This is a genomic window from Dactylosporangium sp. NBC_01737, from assembly GCF_035963215.1.
Taxonomy (GTDB): Bacteria; Actinomycetota; Actinomycetes; order Mycobacteriales; family Micromonosporaceae; genus Dactylosporangium.
Genome location: NZ_CP109153.1, coordinates 9,993,924 through 10,009,372, shown reverse-complemented (window position 1 = coordinate 10,009,372; position 15,449 = coordinate 9,993,924). Strand labels below are relative to the sequence as shown.

15 protein-coding genes are annotated in these 15,449 nt (G+C 67.9%); 9 read left to right on the top strand and 6 right to left on the bottom strand.

The window, feature by feature from the left end:
- The first annotated feature begins 735 nt into the window (after nt 1–735).
- Nucleotides 736–1,077: an ArsR/SmtB family transcription factor gene (locus OHA72_RS45940; RefSeq protein WP_327002407.1), complete on the top strand. Its 342-nt coding sequence runs from the start codon at nt 736–738 to the stop codon at nt 1,075–1,077.
- Nucleotides 1,078–1,522: 445 nt separating this feature from the next.
- Here the strand turns inward: OHA72_RS45940 and OHA72_RS45935 are convergent, their stop codons facing one another.
- On the bottom strand, nt 1,523–2,383 hold the full coding sequence (locus OHA72_RS45935; protein ID WP_327011788.1) for a helix-turn-helix transcriptional regulator: 861 nt from the start codon (nt 2,381–2,383) through the stop codon (nt 1,523–1,525).
- 162 nt (nt 2,384–2,545) lie between these two features.
- Between OHA72_RS45935 and OHA72_RS45930 the strand changes: the two genes are divergently transcribed.
- The 3 genes from OHA72_RS45930 (at nt 2,546) to OHA72_RS45920 (ending at nt 4,973) form a co-directional block, all read left to right on the top strand.
- Complete coding sequence (locus OHA72_RS45930; protein WP_327002406.1) at nt 2,546–3,175, top strand: class I SAM-dependent methyltransferase; 630 nt, start codon at nt 2,546–2,548, stop codon at nt 3,173–3,175.
- A 900-nt stretch (nt 3,176–4,075) separates the two neighbouring features.
- Nucleotides 4,076–4,489 (top strand): hypothetical protein, encoded by a 414-nt coding sequence (locus tag OHA72_RS45925; RefSeq protein WP_327002405.1) that lies wholly within the window; start codon nt 4,076–4,078, stop codon nt 4,487–4,489.
- A gap of 295 nt (nt 4,490–4,784) precedes the next feature.
- Nucleotides 4,785–4,973, top strand: coding sequence for a hypothetical protein (locus tag OHA72_RS45920; protein WP_327002404.1), 189 nt, complete (start codon nt 4,785–4,787; stop codon nt 4,971–4,973).
- 62 nt (nt 4,974–5,035) lie between these two features.
- Here OHA72_RS45920 and OHA72_RS45915 read toward each other — a convergent pair whose 3' ends face one another.
- Nucleotides 5,036–5,272: a hypothetical protein gene (locus OHA72_RS45915; protein ID WP_327002403.1), complete on the bottom strand. Its 237-nt coding sequence runs from the start codon at nt 5,270–5,272 to the stop codon at nt 5,036–5,038.
- A gap of 313 nt (nt 5,273–5,585) precedes the next feature.
- Between OHA72_RS45915 and OHA72_RS45910 the strand changes: the two genes are divergently transcribed.
- The gene (locus OHA72_RS45910) at nt 5,586–7,193 is read left to right on the top strand and encodes a cellulase family glycosylhydrolase (RefSeq protein WP_327002402.1); all 1,608 of its coding nucleotides are present in this window, start codon (nt 5,586–5,588) and stop codon (nt 7,191–7,193) included.
- A gap of 137 nt (nt 7,194–7,330) precedes the next feature.
- Here OHA72_RS45910 and OHA72_RS45905 read toward each other — a convergent pair whose 3' ends face one another.
- Nucleotides 7,331–7,678 (bottom strand): DNA polymerase ligase N-terminal domain-containing protein, encoded by a 348-nt coding sequence (locus OHA72_RS45905; RefSeq protein WP_442788385.1) that lies wholly within the window; start codon nt 7,676–7,678, stop codon nt 7,331–7,333.
- A gap of 106 nt (nt 7,679–7,784) precedes the next feature.
- On the opposite strand from OHA72_RS45905, the gene OHA72_RS45900 reads away from it, so the two are divergent.
- A complete protein-coding gene (locus OHA72_RS45900; protein ID WP_327002401.1) occupies nt 7,785–8,357 on the top strand; it encodes a GNAT family N-acetyltransferase in 573 nt (190 codons plus the stop codon).
- A gap of 185 nt (nt 8,358–8,542) precedes the next feature.
- Here the strand turns inward: OHA72_RS45900 and OHA72_RS45895 are convergent, their stop codons facing one another.
- Nucleotides 8,543–9,262, bottom strand: coding sequence for a DUF8817 family protein (locus tag OHA72_RS45895; RefSeq protein ID WP_327002400.1), 720 nt, complete (start codon nt 9,260–9,262; stop codon nt 8,543–8,545).
- Nucleotides 9,263–9,760: 498 nt separating this feature from the next.
- On the opposite strand from OHA72_RS45895, the gene OHA72_RS45890 reads away from it, so the two are divergent.
- Nucleotides 9,761–10,714 (top strand): esterase-like activity of phytase family protein, encoded by a 954-nt coding sequence (locus tag OHA72_RS45890; protein ID WP_327002399.1) that lies wholly within the window; start codon nt 9,761–9,763, stop codon nt 10,712–10,714.
- Nucleotides 10,715–10,877: 163 nt separating this feature from the next.
- Here the strand turns inward: OHA72_RS45890 and OHA72_RS45885 are convergent, their stop codons facing one another.
- The gene (locus OHA72_RS45885) at nt 10,878–12,254 is read right to left on the bottom strand and encodes a Shedu anti-phage system protein SduA domain-containing protein (RefSeq protein WP_327002398.1); all 1,377 of its coding nucleotides are present in this window, start codon (nt 12,252–12,254) and stop codon (nt 10,878–10,880) included.
- Nucleotides 12,255–12,484: 230 nt separating this feature from the next.
- On the opposite strand from OHA72_RS45885, the gene OHA72_RS45880 reads away from it, so the two are divergent.
- The gene (locus OHA72_RS45880) at nt 12,485–13,723 is read left to right on the top strand and encodes a hypothetical protein (RefSeq protein ID WP_327002397.1); all 1,239 of its coding nucleotides are present in this window, start codon (nt 12,485–12,487) and stop codon (nt 13,721–13,723) included.
- A gap of 375 nt (nt 13,724–14,098) precedes the next feature.
- Here the strand turns inward: OHA72_RS45880 and OHA72_RS45875 are convergent, their stop codons facing one another.
- The gene (locus OHA72_RS45875; protein ID WP_327002396.1) at nt 14,099–15,124 is read right to left on the bottom strand and encodes a Clp protease N-terminal domain-containing protein; all 1,026 of its coding nucleotides are present in this window, start codon (nt 15,122–15,124) and stop codon (nt 14,099–14,101) included.
- Between the two features lie 81 nt (nt 15,125–15,205).
- Between OHA72_RS45875 and OHA72_RS45870 the strand changes: the two genes are divergently transcribed.
- On the top strand, nt 15,206–15,409 hold the full coding sequence (locus OHA72_RS45870) for a hypothetical protein (RefSeq protein ID WP_327002395.1): 204 nt from the start codon (nt 15,206–15,208) through the stop codon (nt 15,407–15,409).
- Nucleotides 15,410–15,449: the final 40 nt, after the last annotated feature.

Here is a 15,449-nt window from a genome sequence, read left to right as displayed (position 1 = left end):
GCTGCCGGTCCGGGCAGACGCGGGCCTGGTCCGCTCGCTACCCGTATGTGGGCCAGGCCCGGGCGTCGCGGCTGAGTGCACGGACGGTCGAGCGTGCGTACCGGCAGTTGGAGTCTGCTGGCTACTCCCGAACCACCTTGCGGACGCAGCTGAGCCACCGACATGGTCGGGTTCTACGGCTTCGACAACCGTCCCGACCCACCGGCCGGCTCATCCTGCAAGCCCTCCACGACCTCCGCCCCATCCCCGCCCACAACCAGCAACCAGCAACCACCCAAAATCCCACACCCCGGATGGCTACAAGCCCAACTCCTCACTCTCCACAGAGGGTGTCGGCACTGACAACAGCCGCATGCTCGCTCATCGCACAGCTTGCCGGCGAACAGGACAAAGGCTGCCGTCACGCAGCGGCGTCCCGACGCCGCCGAACGCGCGGCGGTCGGGACGGGCGCAATCTCGCCAATGACATTCATGGACCCGCCGGACGCACACGAAACGCTGCTGATCATGGCGTCCGCTCATGCCGCGAAGCGCTCGCCACGGTCAGCATGGTGATCAATGACCGCCGAGCTGGTGACCTGCGGTTTCACCGCCGTCCGTGCCCAGACCCGCCGCCCAACTGTGCAACGTGGGACCCGGCCTCGCGGTCGCCATCGGGGGTCCTGATCCCGGTTCCACCGGCCTATCGATGGTATTGGTGGAACGATGGAAGGCGTGGGAACTGCGACAACTGCCATGCCTGCCATCTCGCCGATTGCCGGCGAGCCGATTGATCGTGCCGATGCTGAGCGGCTCGCGGGAGTACTGAAGGCATTCGCCGATCCGGCCCGGCTGCAACTGCTCAGTCTGATCCAGTCCGCTCCGGCGGGCGAGGCGTCCGTGAGTGACCTCACCGCGCCGCTTGGTCTGTCCCAGCCGACCGTGAGTCATCACCTTCGGATCCTCACCGAGGCCGGTCTGCTCGAGCGCGACAAGCGCGGCGTCTGGGCGTACTACCGCCTGGTGCCGTCCGCGATCGCGGCGATCGCCGACCTGCTGACGCCGCCCCGCAAACGGGCGACAAAGAGGGCCCGCTGAGCTGCACTGTCGAAGGCCACGAGCGCGCCAAGCAAAACGCGCCCAATCCACCAATTCCCTTGATCAGGTGCGTAGCCGCGATGTGGCCGTCGTGCGTGGGTACGCGAGCGGAATCTTCGGCAGCAGGGTGGAACTTCGTCGGCTGGTGGCCGCTCGCCGCATCCAGCCCGCTGCGACGCGTCAGAGATGGCCGCCGTGGCGACCCGTCTGGATGGCTAGCTGGCAGCTGCAGTGCTATGGCGAACTGTTTCGCGTCGGCCACCACCATGTCCTGGTCCCTTACCCCATGGCCCGCGATCTGGGTTTGTTGGCCGACGTCCTTGCGCTGGTGGCCGTCAACCTCGACGCGGCAGAGCACGGTCCAGCCCTATTTCGAGACTGTGCCTGCACCAACCATGCGGTAAGCCTCCTCACGGGGTGGCGGGCGGCCCTTGTGGCCACCCTGTCAGCCGCGCCGCCAGAGCGCCGGCGTGATTTGGTGTTCGGCCCGGAAACGTCGGATGAAGTAGCTGACGTCGAGATAGCCGACCCGGTGGGCGATCGCCGCCACCGTGAGATCAGTCTCGGTCAGCAACCGGCGGGCCTCCTGCATCCGCCGCTCGGTGAGCCACTGCTGCACGGTTCGGCCGGTCCGGCGACGCACCGAGGTGGTCAAGTGCCCCGGGGTCAGCGCCAGCTCGGCGGCCACATCGGCCAGCGAGATCGGTTCGGTGAACCGGTGCTCGATCACGTCGAACACCGCGGCCAGCAGCGGCTCGTTGGCCGACCGCAGCTCACCGGCGACGTCACCGGCCAGCCGGGCCATTGCGACCAGCAGCAGCATGAGGTGCGCGAGCGACGCCTCCGACCATCCGGTCCGCCGGGTCCGCAGCTCGCCGTCGAGAGCGCTGATCCGCTCCACCCAGCCGGGCCGCTGTTCCGGCGGGACCCGCAACCGCTGCGCCCGGTCGGTGCCGCAGGCGAACGGGAACAGCAGCGGGTGCGCCCGCCACGAGTACGCCCCGCTGCGGATCACATCGGCCGGGAAGAACACCACCCATCCGTCCTCGACGATCTGGTCGGCCGGCTCTGGAAAGGACAGCACCTGGCTGGGCGCGATCACGAACAGATCTCCGTCGACAGCTGTCCACGTGCGGTCGTCGATGAGGAAGCTGCCGCCGGCGCGGTGTGCATACAGCAGGACCAGGAAATCGTGGGTGTGCGTCTGCGGGCCGGGCAGCGGCTGCGGCGTCAGCGGCTGGTCGGGCAGCCGGGTCACCGCCACCGGCGGGATGCCGGGCACCCGGCGGAACACCGCGACCGGCACGCCGCCGGTGGTCCTGCGGGCCATCCGGGTCAGCCGTGCGTGCGCCGGAGCATCCGAAGAATGTCCTATCTCCGCCACGGATCCGGCGATGGCACCGCTCTGCTCGCGCACGACGCTGAGAGTACGACCGAAGTCCGTCTGATCACCACCACGGAGGCTGCCATGACCGACACCGTACGGCCGTACATCCCGGCGATGGGCCGACACTGGATGCTGTTCCTCTACGACCCGTTCGCCCGGGTGGCCGGCCTCTCCCAGGTGCACGGGGAGCTGCTCGAGCGGGCCGGCGTCCAGCCCGGCCACCGGGTGCTGGAGGTCGGCTGCGGCCCGGGCGACCTGCTCATGCAGCTCGGCCGCCGGGTGCCGGGAGCCGACCTGACCGGGATCGATCCCGACCCAGCCGCCCTCCGCAAGGCCCGTCGCAAGGCCGCCCGGCGCGGCCTTACGGTGCGGTTCACGCTCGCGTACGCCGACGAACTGCCACTGCCGGACGACAGCCTCGACCGGGTCCTGTCCTCCTACATGCTCCACCACCTCGATGAGGAGCCGCAGGTGGCGGCGATGCGCGAGATCCGCCGGGTGCTGCGCCCCGGTGGCGAACTACACGTGCTCGACGCGGACGGGACGCGGCCCCCGGGCGCGCGGGGGCACCAGCACCCGCGGCTGGCCGGACACACCCCGGAACGGATCCAGGCGGTCATGCGCCGGGGCGGGCTGACCGAGGTGTCCACGACCGGACACGGCAGCCGCCGGGTCGCCGGCAACTACGCTTTCTTCCGCGCCGTTGCCTGAGAAAGTATTGGGTGCCTTGGCATCGTGGGCGGTCTGCGAGTCCAGGACCGCCGTGAACGGCTGCGGATCACGGCCTTCAGCCACCCGGACCGCGCTCGCACACACGACCGGCCACCGCGGCGCGGGTCCCGCCGCGGTGGCGGCTCCATCACCTCGAGGCATGACAACACGTTCTGAGACGGCACCACGGAGCATCCCGCAGTATCAGCCGCACTCATCTGCCGCCAGTCGCGCACTGCCGCCGACACTGAGATCGTCACGCTTCGTTGGTGGCGGTCTGGCACGTCGCACCACGGCCGCAGTGCTCGCGCGTGCCGATGTGCGTGCGTCCGCAGCACCAAACCGACGCGACTCGGAGCTCGCGGGACCGCCCGGGACGCAGGGGAACTCGGCGGAGGCGTCAGAGCGGGTTAGGTACGGTCGAGGCCATGAAGAAGTGGGTGGTGCCCGAGCACTCCAACAAGGCCGTCCAGCGGGCGAGCCGGGTGATCGGCAAGGGGACTGGAACGTCTGAGGAGATTCGGGCAGCTCGGGCAGAGGGCCGCCGGCTCAGGCGAGGCCGCGCATCCACTCCACGCCGCCCCGGGCGACGTCGGCGCTCGGGGTACAGGCCATTCAAGCTCATCCCGCATCGTCGGGCGATCGGCTGCGGTACCGCCTCGATGTACCAAGTCATCGTCCGGTCGGCACGGATGTCACGCACCGATCCGACCAGTCGTCGCGGGTTGCATCGTGCCGCAGACGCGACCGTCAGTCGATCTTGGATTCCGCACATGCCGCTGTCATGGCGCGCCGACAGCCTGCAGCCCTCGTCACCGTCCGTGTCGGGCGGTCGGTCCGGTTCCGCGCTCAACTGCCGAGAACAGTGCGTCCGATCTTGAACGTGCAAAACTTGGTCGGGTGACGATCTCCTCGGAAGTTCTGGCTTCTGCGGCTGCCGACCCGACCTCTCCGGCCTGGGACTTCATCTGGCAAGAGTCGTGTCATCAGGGCACCTGTGACCCAGCCAGCGCGGTCCTGCTGCCCTGGCTGACGCGGACCTGTGCCGCCTTCGCCCCGGAAGACCGCGAGAGGGCGGTGGTGCTTGCCGGCTTCATCGCGCTGGACGCCGACGACGCCGGCCGCGCCGCATACGCTGGCGAGATCGCGACCTTGCGCGCGCTCGCGGTGGACTGCCTGCCCGGTGCATCGAGCGACAGCACGTTTGTGTACCTGCAACAGGCCGTTCTCGGCTTCGACGGTGACGAGATCTGGGGCAAAGAGCTCGATCACCTCAACGACGGGGAGATCGACGTGCAATGGCCCCGGGTGTAACGAGGAGTTGCTGCTCGACCTGCAGTCCGAAGACTCCGGGATCGAACCGGAGCTGTCCTCGGAACTGGCTGGGCGCCTGCATGCCGAGGCGGTGCAGGCAGGCCGGGAGCCCGTAGCCGCTCACTTGACGCGCCTCTTCGGTCGGCTCAGCTGTCCCAGCTGCAGTACTCGATTCAATCTGGCCGACCACTTGACCGGCATCTCATGCCAGTGACGCAGCCGTCCTGATCTGCCGCCGTGCGCGCCCTCGCACGGCTTCGTCTGTCAGGTCTGCGCCACGCGGCATGATGTCGGCATGACCGAGCGGACGTGGACGGCCGCTCAGCTACGTGCTGAGCTCGCGAAGTACCACCGAGAGCTCCTCGCTGCCGGCAATCATCGGCCCAGCACCATCACGACCTACGTTCAGCATCCCGAGCGGTTCATCGCTTACCTCGAGGGCACCTACGATCCGCGGCAACCGCAGGGCCGCAACGCTCGCTGACCGCCGACCGGGCAGTTCGGCCGGGCGCTCGAATGCCGCCGAAACCCTGATCAGGTTTCCGGTCATGCCGCGATCGGCGCGGGATGTATCTCAAGGTGGCTGGGCAGTGCGACGGCTGCGTGGCCCACGGGGTCGGCGACGGGGCCGCCGGCGGCGGCATTGACCAGCTCGGCGAACAGCGCCAGCAGGTGCCGCACGACCGGCTGCTTGTCCAGGGAATCGCGGAGCAGCTCGGCGTAACTGGCCGCCACCGTGTCGTACGACGTGCGCGTCTCGGCGATCCAGCCAGGCTGCTCCATGGCGCGGGACTTTAGTGCGGCGCCGGACGGTCCGCTGGCACCCTCGCGCCAGCTGACCGCAGGGACGGCCGAGTGGCGGCGGCCCGCCCGCCGGTCAGGCAACCAGGATTGTCGATAATTTCCGAAAGATGCAGAGCCGGTTTCGCGGCCGTCGGCGGCAAACCGGCTGCTCAGCAGCCTGCGGCGGCCTAACGAACATGTTCGTCGAAGCGCATCGATTGACACCCGTCGCGGCCGTGGCAACACTCCTCGCCAGGTTCGGACCGGAGACGCCGCCACGTCCGGCGCTCGAGACCGTACGAGAGGAAGCCTCATGAGTTCGAGAGTTAGGAGGGCCGGGCTCGCAGTCTTTGCCGCCGCCCTGGCCCTCACCGGAGCCGTGTACGGCGTGGCGAGGTCGACCGAGGCCAACGCCGCGGTGCAGCTGACCGCTCCCCAACTGGTCGCCGACATGGGCGCCGGGTGGAACCTCGGCAATCAGCTGGAGGCCAACGCCAATGGCATTCCCAGCGAGACGGCCTGGGGCAACCCGGTCATCACTCAGGCCCTCATCGACCGGGTGAAGGCATCGGGCTTCAAGACGATCCGCATCCCCGTGTCGTACCTGGGAAAGATCGGTGCCGCCCCGAACTACACCGTCGACTCGGCCTGGTTGAGCCGGATCCAGGAGGTCGTCAACTACGCCTACAACTCCGGCCTGTACGTGCTGATCAACATGCACGGCGACGGCTACAAGAGCGTGACCGGTTCCTGGCTGATCTGCGATGCATCGGACCAGACCACGATCAAGGCCAAGTACCAGAAGGTGTGGCAGCAGGTCGCGACGAAGTTCGCGAGCTACAACGATCACCTGATCTTCGAGTCGATGAACGAGGAGTTCGACGGGCAGTACGGCAACCCCACCCAGCCGTGCTACTCGAACATCGTCGCCTACAACCAGATCTTCGTGGACACCGTCCGGCGGACCGGCGGCACCAACGCGTCGCGATGGTTGCTCGTTCCGGGCTGGAACACCAACATCGAGTACACGACGGGCAGTTATGGCTTCTCGCTGCCCACCGACACCTACCGGTCGTCCTCCATCCCCAGCGGCGAGCAGCGACTCATGATCTCCGTGCACTACTACGACCCGTGGGACTTCGCGGGTCAGGAGGACGGCAACATCACGCAGTGGGGTGCGGCCGCGACCAACCCGGCCAAGAAGTCGACCTGGGGCCAGGAAGACTACATGGACCAGACGATGAAGAAGATGTACGACACCTTCGTCACCAAGGGATATCCGTTCTTCGTCGGTGAGTTCGGCTCGGTCGACAAGACGTCGGCCGACGCGGCGAACAACACCTACCGTGCGAACTTCGCCAAGGCAGTGGTCGCCACCGCGAAGAAGTACGGCGGGGCGAGCGCCTACTGGGACAACGGCTACAACGGCCAGTACGGGCTCGGCCTGTTCAACCGCAGCTCCAACACCGTGACCCAGCAGGGCATCATCAGCGCCATCATCACCGCCGCCGGCGGCACGTCTCCCACCACCCCGCCCGTCTCGCCGTCGCCGTCCAAGACACCCGGATCGCCGTCGCCCTCGCCCTCGAAGAGCAGCCCGGGCGGTACCGGCACCTGCCGGGTCGTGAACGCGGTCAGCGCGTGGAACACCGGCCTGACCAACAACATCACGATCACCAACACGGGCAGCACCGCCATCAACGGCTGGAACCTGGTCTTCACCCTGCCCGCCGGGCAGACCATCACCGGTGGCTGGAGCGCCACCTACTCCCCGTCCAGCGGCACGGTGACCGCGACCAACGTCAGCTACAACGGCACGCTCGTCCCGGGCGCCTCCGCCACCATTGGCTACCAGGCCAACCACACCGGCAACGCCGGTGCCCCCACCGGCTTCAAGCTCAACGGCTCCACCTGCAGCTGAACCCCGGATCTCCGGCACGAAGCCGGAGTGGTTCTGCGCCCCGATCGGGCCGGACGGTGCACCGTCCGGCCCGATCGGGCGGATCGCGCTCGCCGCGCCGACGACGGACGGCGGGCCCACGCAGTTCGAACCGGTCGCTAGTCCTTCATGAGGTGCAGCAGCCAGTCCGAGTCCGTTCTGATCAGCGCGTACGTTCGCGGGGCGCCCCGGCCGTGCAGTGTGAAGACGATGCGCTTGTCATTGCGGTCCACCTCCTGCCACCAGCCGATGTCGGCGATCGACTTGTCGGCGTCGGTGTAGGTCAGGTGCTCGAGGTCGTGGTCCGATACCGCGACCGCCAGGCGGTTGTGCCTCGGGTCGTCCGGCAGGCCGCGGGGCACCGCCCACGAGCGCAGGACGCCGTCCTCCTCCAAGCGCAGGTCGAAGTGGTGCCGCGGTTTGGCGTGCTCATGCAGCACGAACGTCATCCGCCCCTGATCGTCCACGCCTCCCAGTCTGCCCTCTACGGGCGTTCGGAAATCCCTTGCGGGTGGTCGGCACCGGATGTCTGGTTGGTTGGCCCACCCAATCGCAGGAGAGAACGGGACACCTATGTCGCTGCCGACCCCCACGTTGCACACCGCCCGCCTGACACTTCGCCCGTTCGACGACGCGGATGCCGATGACCTCTTCGCGCTGCACAGCAACGGCTATGTGCTGCGGTACTGGGACGCGCCGCCGTGGAGCGAACGCGGGCGCGCCGAACGGTTCATCGCGGCTTGCAGGGAGATGGCGGAGGAGGGCACCGGGACGCGGCTGGCCGTCGACCGCGACGCCGACGGGGCGTTCCTCGGGTGGTGCGGCCTGAGCCGGTTGAATCCGGAGTACCGCAGCGCATCGCTCGGCTACTGCTTCGACGATGCGGCGTGGGGCCACGGCTACGCGACGGAGGCCGCGCGCGCGTTGCTGCGGTGGGCGTTCGACACGCTGGACCTGAATCGCGTCCAGGCCGAGACCGACACGCGCAACGTGGCGTCGGCCCGGGTGCTGGAGAAGCTCGGGTTCGTGCGTGAGGGGACGTTACGAGAGGACTGCGTCGTGAACGGCGAGGTCTCCGACTCGTGGGTCTACGGGCTGATCAGGCGAGAGTGGCGGCCGTCGTCCGAGCCCGTACCCGCCCGCTGAGTCGACGTCGCCCGGCATCCGGGTGCATCGCTCCGCGGCGTCGAGGGCCCGGCGCCGGGCACGCTCATAAGTAGCCGCCGGTCGGGCGCTGTGGCTCGCTGGACGGTCGTCACAGACCGTCAGCGGCGCACCGTGGCCGAGGCTTCCTGTCCTGCTGAGATGAGGGAGGCGTTTCGTGTGGTGAGTCACCGCAGTGCTGCTGTGAGTTCGGCGGCGTTGTCGAACGCGGGTGCCGCCCTTTCGGATTCGTCTTCCGTGAGCGTGACGGACTGGGCGCGGGCCAGCATGTCGGCCGCAGTGTTTGGATCGTGCTGCACCATCGCGAGTTCGGCGCGGTAGACCAGGACCTCTACCTGCTCGACCGGGTCGTCGTCGGCTTGCGGGCGGGCCAGCGCGCTGTCGAGGATTCGAACGGCCTGTCCGACGTTTCCCCTGGAATCGGCCTGCACGACAGCATTCGCCAGGGCCTTGCCCAGCCGCCCGGCAGGCGTGGTGGCCGGCATGGGCGCGGTGGCGGCGTTCCGAAAGACGCGGATCCAGTTGCCGCCCGGGTCGATGACGCTGAACCCGCCCAACCCGTCGGCGTTCTTCCGCGCCCTAGGCCGGGTCATCCGCGGCGTTCCGGACACCAGTACCTTGCCGTACGCGGCGCGCATGCCGGCTGCGAATGCCCGGTGTAGTCCCTCGATGTCCGGGGTGAGTACGAGGCAGGAGCCATAGGACTGCTCCGGGTCAAATCCGGCGATCTCGAAGAACTGCAGCTGCAGGTCTTCCCGCTGCACCCCCACACACGCGTTGGGCTTGCGCTGCTTGTACGTGGTGCGGAAACCGAGAACCCCGTAGAAGGCTTCGATGTCGTCAATGGATGCGCACGGCAGCAGGGGAACGGTCACCTCGTTGGCCATGCCTCCTTCCTAAGCGTCGCAGGGTGTCCGTCGCACATGGAAATAGCCGATCATCGCCTTCGGTCATCCGATCGGCTGATGACCCAGAACGCAACGCCGCCGAGCCGAGCCATCGGCGGTGCCTACCTGCCTGCTATACCAAAAGGCCCTTGGCTGCACGTGATGGCCGCACTTTGTCCTCCGGCGCAACGCCGGCACCGGCGACCGAACCGGTCACGGACGCCGAGCGGCCGCCGCCCGGCAACTGGCCCGGGCGCTGCGCGCCCCGGGAGGTGACCGACCGCCTGCGCGTAGCGAGCGTCGCTGCCTGCTCGGGTGTCCGTCAGATGATTGCGGAAGCGATGGCACACATTCGGGGGTCGCGGTCTCGTGCTTCGTCGGCGGAGGTTGACGTGCAGCCTGCTCGCGGCGGCGCTGCTGGTCGGCGCCTGCACGGCGGACCCAGCCGCCGCTCCGACGTCCTCGGACGGCGGGGCGTGTCCGCCCCAGGCACGCGTGGTGAGCTTCAGCGACCGGCTCGACAAGCTCGTCCGCGGTGGCGCACCGCTCGGCGGGCTGTCGGACCTGGCGTTCGACCGGCAGTCCGGCTCCTGGGCATCGACGATCGACAACCACGGCACCGACCCGGCCCGCCTCTGGTTCTGGTCCGACTCGCGCAACCCGTCGGTGGACCGGGACCCGCTGGTGCTGCGCCGACCCGACGGCACTGCGTACGACGGCCGGACCACCGACAACGAGGGCCTGGCCGTGCTGCCGGGCGGCGACTTCCTGGTGAGCTCGGAGGCCGAGCCCTCGATCCGGGTCTTCGGCCGCGACGGTGTGCAGCAGGCTTCCCTCGACGTGCCGGCCCGTTTCGCCGTCACCGGCTCGACCCCGCAGGGCCAGGCCACTGTCGATGCCACCCTCGAGGGCCTGACCATCGCGCCGGCGGGCACGCGGATCGTCGCGGCGATGGAGAGCCCGCTGAGCAGCGACGCCGACCCGACCCTGAACCGGTTCCTCGTCTACGACCGGGACCAGCATGGAAGCTGGCAGCTGACCAAACAGATCACGTACCGCACCGAGCGCGGCAACCGAGTGCCCGAGATCCAGGCGTACGGCGCCGACTCTCTGCTGGTCCTCGAGGGCTCGTACAGCCCCGGAGCCGGCAACAGCGTCAGCCTGTACGCTGTGACTGGAATCAGCCACGCCGCCGACGTGAGCGGCGTCGCCAACCTGTCGCAAGGACCGGCGTCCGCCGTGGTGACCAAGTCGCTCGTCGCGGACCTGGCCCGATGCCCGGCCCTCGCTGCCCCGACCAGACAGGCGCAGCGTAACCCGCTCCTGGACAACTTCGAGGGCATGGCTGTCACCGAAGGACCGGGCGACGCGACGGTCACGCTCATCAGCGACGACAACTTCGCCGCCAATCAGATCACCCGGGTGCTCAGCCTGACCGTGCACCTACCGTAGGCGGTAACGTGCCCGTCTGAAGCCTTGATCACGTCTCCGTACATGCCGCCGTTGGTGCGCGGCGGCTGGCCAGTGCTCGTCACAGACCGTGGCTGGCTCGGCGAGGCCGAGGCTTCCTGTTCTGCCGATGACAGTGCGACGCTCAGGAACCGTGCGATCCACTTCACGGGGTACTCGCCGCGTTATGGTCGCGCGCAGACTCCTCGGACGCGAAGCGAAGTGTACGATCCGCACTTTCGAGTACGTCGGCATAGGTGAGAACGGTCAGCCTGCTAAGGTGAGCATTGTAAGATCGGATGGTCTGATCGATCTGCTCTCTCGAAAATCCCGCCGAAAGATGCCTACCGGGATGCCCGATGACCACAGTGCCCTTCGCACGGCGGAAGTCGACATCCATCTGAAGCTCATTGATGTAGTGCGTCCTCAGCGCTGCGCCCAACTCATCAAGATGGCGCAGATAGTTGAGGCATTGGTTAACCGCCTCGTGCACCTCATCGGACACAATCAGATGATTCCGATGTTTTCTGACGAGCTTGGCCTCTGGCCCCTTGAGCTCAACGATCTCCAGACTGCCGTCGGCACAGATGAGCGGAATATCGTATTGGTCCAACGGAACCATGGTGCGCCTGTCCGCGATTCCGACGTACTGTCCCCCAAAAACCCAATACCGATTGCCGATGGCCGCATGCATCTTTGTCTCGTTGGTGCCCGGGTCAAGCGCTAGCTGCTGAAGGTCCGCGACAACCCTTCGTCGCTCGCGAATCACCGCCGCTTCAGCAGCCGAAAGCCCTTCAGGCGTAGAAGTGAGCCCTGCGACGACCTCTTCAACGTTTTCGCCGCGCGCGAGTATACGGCCGAGACCGGCAGCACTCAATCCTTCGCTCGCGCGGCGCTGGGCCGAGTCGGCAATGCAGGCGATCAGGCGCGTAACAAAGGCGTCGAAAGACTGTTCGGCAACAGGCTCGAAAACCTTCATTTCTTCACGGTCGACAGTTAGATAACAGACAGCATCGAACAGTCCATCTGAGAGCATCTGGGAGAATTTTTCTCCCGCTAAATCAAGATATGACTTCGGTTCACGGGACGTGTGCCCTGCAAACGGGGAGGCCGTTCGGCGGGCGACAAATGGTGTCGTAGTTTCGACACTCTTTTCCATAATGAAGACCAGCGCTACACACGGTCGGTACGGCCTTCGTTCCGGACCGTCGAATGTTCGCGCCATATTGGTCGCCATAGCCACAAGATCATCCAGGCGGTTACGGAGAGCCTTTCCGGCTTGCCCGATACTAATCTTGACCTCGACCGCAGCTACCGGTAGGTCGTCCTCCATAATTACCGCGTCCCAGGGACGAGGTGAGATGCTGTATCCCTCGCCGATTCGAACGCTCGCGTCCGTCAGCACCGCATCTCGACGGATACCTGCTGCCGCCAAGTCGTCCGCCAGGGCCTCGGGAAGCCTCTTATGGATATCGAAGCTATACGAACCCTCCCTGATCCCGTCAAGGATCTGCTCCGACAACAATTGGGCCGTCCAAGGCATTTTCGCATCTCCTCAGTCCCTGGTCGCCTACCGGGCATACGTTCGACGCGAGGATATACGAGTCGACCGATTCTCTGTTGTCGTCATACTCATCTGCCGCTGTCATTGCGTGTCCACCGATGCGGCAGTGACTGTCCGTCGCGGCTGGGCCAGCGGCTGCGTGCACGACTTTGCCGATGAGCGTGCATTCGCCTCTGCCCCGCCGACGGGGCCGTTTGTAGGCTGGGCGGATGGTTGATGCCGATCATGTTCGGCTGGGGCGGATCGCTGAGAAGCTCGCCGAGGCACGTGCGAAGCCGGTAGTGCCGATGCCGTTCGGGGTGGAAGTGCATGGCTTCGTTGTCGGGCCGCCGTTGTCAGAGGCCGTGGTGGCGGAGTTCGAGGAATGGCACGAGGTGTCGCTGCCGCCGGCGTATCGGTTGTTCGTGACCGAGTTGGGCGGCGGAGGTGCCGGGCCGGGCTACGGGCTATGCCGTCTCGAGCCCTCGTGCTGTGCGTACCTGCGCTCGGGTCATCTGGCTCAACCCAGTCCGTACCTGCCGGGGCCGCGGTATCCCGTTGACTGGGAGCAGCGACACGAGAACCCGCCGGGTCCGGGTCAGAACTTTCTCCGCGGCACGCTGGCAGTCGCCGCTCACGGGTGTTCTCTCACCACGCAGTTAATCGTGACGGGACCGGCGAGGGGGCGGCTGTTCAACCTCGACGGGGGAAGCCTCGGCGGAGCAGCGCCGTACGTCGTCGAGGATGTTGACTTTCTGGCCTGGTACGAGCGGTGGTTGGACGAGGCGGTCGCCGGATACGACGTCAGCTGGTTCGGCGAGCGGCTCCCAATGCCGGAATCCGAGCTGGTCGCCGTACTCCTCAGCGATGCCTCACCCGACAGGCGGAGCCGGGCCGGGGTGTCGCTGCTGGATCTGCCAGCGATACGCGACAGCTCGTGGACGGCGTTGGTGGGCGCCATGACCGCCGACGCGGACGCCGACGTGCGTGCCTCGATGTGGTTGCTGCTGAACAGGGCACGGAACAAGCATGGGCGCCGGTTCGACGACGCCGAGGAGATCGCGGATGACATTGAGCGGTACGCCAGGTCGTGCACCCCGCCAGACCTGCGTGCGCTTGGCGCGCTGAAAAGACTGACGTTCGCCGACATGCTGGCAGAGCTGGCAAGTCCCGACCTCGAACGGCGCCGCCGCGCGGCAACTGCAGCGCATGAGTTCTGGCGATTCGCAGAGACGAGCGCGCCCCGAGGACTGCTCGGCGACGCGATCGCCGGACTGCTGCGCGACCCGGATCCGCTGGTTCGCTCATGCGGCGTCGCCATGGTCCGCTGGTTCGACCCTGCAAGCGTTCCCCTGCTGCGCCAACTGCAGACAACCGAGACCGACCCCTGGGTCCGGTTTCGCATCCGGGAATGCCTCGACGAGCGATCGACCGCCGCCGCCTGCGACGACGCAGCCGAGCCAGCTTGATCAGGTGTCCGCCCGTCGCGCTCCGCGTGCGCGCTCATGCCGCTGCGTGCGTGCGTTCAGGGCCAGCGTGCGCCACGGACGGTGACCCGGCTCGTTGGGGCCGAGGCTTCCTGTCGTACCGATGACAGCGCGTCTGATCTTGGATTCGGACGTACATCAATCCACCAACTGTGGCGGCTTGGCGTCGGGCGGATAGGGCTCCGGCCGATGGCAGCTCACAGCGGTGATGACCGTAGCGTCGCTTCGTCGGCGGCGCCTGCTTCATCATGGCGACCTGATGGCGGGGTGTCGGAAACCAGCCCGCCGGTTGCGCCGCGGCCGGCTTCTCGCGCTGCACCCACTGTCCGTGTCCGGTGCCGTCCGGCCCGCGCGTGGCTACGGGCCGAAGATGGGGCCGAGCACGCACACCACCACAATCACCAGCACCACGGCCAAGGAGCTCAGTGCAACGGCTACCTGCCATCCCTGTATCGCGCGCCACCAGGGCTGCCGGGCCGCAGGCGGTGGCGCCTCGACACCGGGGTCACCGGCCAGGTCGGCGAGCAGCGCGGCTGCGGCCTGCGCGGTGCCGCCCCGCCCGGCCAGCAGCGTCACGACCTCCGGGTGGTCGTTGCGGATCAGGGCCACGAGCAGATGCTCGGTGCCGACCTGTGCGGCGCCCGCCTCCCGTGCGATCGTCGCGGCTGTCCCCAGCACCTGCTCGGTCGGCCCTGCCAGTGCAGCGACGTCGCTGATCCGCGCGGCGGGTTGCGGCGGCGGGACCGGGGCCTCGGCCCACACCCGGGCGACGTTGCCGCCGTCGTACCGGGCGAGCGCCGTAGCCAGGTCGACCGGCGTCACGTTCGTGCGTCCCGCGGCACGTCCCAGCGCCGCACCCTGCCGTACCACGGCGCGGGCGTCGACCGTCAGACGCGTGTAGGTCAGGACGGAGCCCGCCCCGTTGACAGCGCGCGGATCCTCCGGTGGTCCTTCGGCACCCGGCGCGCCGGCCAGCCCGGCGAGCAGCGCATCGACGGCGTCGGCCGTCGCGCCGAGCGCGCCGAGGCCGGCCGCGACGTCCGGCGGCCCGCCGCGGACCAGCGCGGCAAGCAGGTGCTCGGTGCCGAGGTGCGTTGCCGTTTCGTCCAGCGCGACGCGCAGTGACCGTTCCAGGGCCGCTCGCGCCGCCCGATTGAACCGGGTCGGCTTGTTCGGCGCCGTCCCTCCACCGGGTACGTTCGTCGGTTCGGCCGGCTCGGGCGACGGCGGCGCCGTCCACACGCCGGCGGTGTTGCCGATCGGCCGGCCGGCAAGGGCGGCGGCGAAATCAGCCGGGGTGATCTCCGACCGGCCCGCGGCGACGGCGTACCGCGGCACGAGTAACAGCACCTGCCGCGCCTCGGCGGTCACCCGTTCGAACACGACGCTCTTTCTACCCGCTCGCACCGATTTCCGGAACCCGGACCAGCCTGTTCGCCGTGCTGTACTTCGAGGCATGGCGGCATGGGGACCGCACCGTTCGCGAGCGACTCCGGTCAGGACCTGCTCGACCAGCTCGTGCAGAGCACCGACGACGAGCGGCGCGCGGTGCTGGGCGACATCGGGCACGACGCTGAGGCCTCGGTCGTGATCGGTGACGTCGACGCTGAACTGCGGGCGCAGGCGCTGGCAGGCCTGGAGATGATGCCGCGTCCCGGCAACGACTGATACGACACCTGGATCGACGGTGACGAGAACGGCGAGGGTG

Coding starts and splice junctions, on each gene's coding strand:
- OHA72_RS45915 (WP_327002403.1), bottom strand. CDS start 5,272: ATGGAGCAGCCTGGCTGGATCGCCGAGACGCGCACGTCGTACGACACG.
- OHA72_RS45870 (WP_327002395.1), top strand. CDS start 15,206: ATGGGGACCGCACCGTTCGCGAGCGACTCCGGTCAGGACCTGCTCGAC.
- OHA72_RS45900 (WP_327002401.1), top strand. CDS start 7,785: ATGTCGCTGCCGACCCCCACGTTGCACACCGCCCGCCTGACACTTCGC.
- OHA72_RS45895 (WP_327002400.1), bottom strand. CDS start 9,262: ATGGCCAACGAGGTGACCGTTCCCCTGCTGCCGTGCGCATCCATTGAC.
- OHA72_RS45940 (WP_327002407.1), top strand. CDS start 736: ATGCCTGCCATCTCGCCGATTGCCGGCGAGCCGATTGATCGTGCCGAT.
- OHA72_RS45910 (WP_327002402.1), top strand. CDS start 5,586: ATGAGTTCGAGAGTTAGGAGGGCCGGGCTCGCAGTCTTTGCCGCCGCC.
- OHA72_RS45880 (WP_327002397.1), top strand. CDS start 12,485: ATGGTTGATGCCGATCATGTTCGGCTGGGGCGGATCGCTGAGAAGCTC.
- OHA72_RS45930 (WP_327002406.1), top strand. CDS start 2,546: ATGACCGACACCGTACGGCCGTACATCCCGGCGATGGGCCGACACTGG.
- OHA72_RS45885 (WP_327002398.1), bottom strand. CDS start 12,254: ATGCCTTGGACGGCCCAATTGTTGTCGGAGCAGATCCTTGACGGGATC.
- OHA72_RS45920 (WP_327002404.1), top strand. CDS start 4,785: ATGACCGAGCGGACGTGGACGGCCGCTCAGCTACGTGCTGAGCTCGCG.